Source organism: Candidatus Kosakonia sp. 282A-S69, from assembly GCF_029433855.1.
Lineage (GTDB): Bacteria > Pseudomonadota > Gammaproteobacteria > Enterobacterales > Enterobacteriaceae > Kosakonia > Kosakonia cowanii_A.
Genome location: NZ_JAROAU010000005.1, coordinates 245840 through 246109, shown reverse-complemented (window position 1 = coordinate 246109; position 270 = coordinate 245840). Strand labels below are relative to the sequence as shown.

At 65.2% G+C, this 270-nt stretch carries 1 protein-coding gene; it reads left to right on the top strand.

Translation table 11 applies throughout. The features are described 5' to 3' along the window. Nucleotides 1-13: 13 nt before the first annotated feature. Nucleotides 14-270: LOG family protein (locus tag PU683_RS22190; RefSeq protein WP_277174666.1), on the top strand; the 257-nt coding region annotated here is incomplete at its 3' end.

Genomic DNA, 270 nt, shown 5'->3' with positions numbered 1-270 from the left:
CGGCCCATCGATCATGGAAGCGGCCAACCGCGGCGCGACCGATGTCGGCGCCGAATCGATCGGCCTCAACATCGTCCTGCCGCACGAACAGGCGCCCAACCCCTATGTCACGCCGTCGCTAAGCTTCCAGTTCCACTATTTCGCGCTGCGCAAGATGCACTTCCTGCTCCGCGCCCGCGCGCTGGCCGCCTTCCCCGGCGGGTTCGGCACGTTCGACGAACTGTTCGAGCTACTGACGCTGATCCAGACCGGCAAGATCAAGCCGATCCC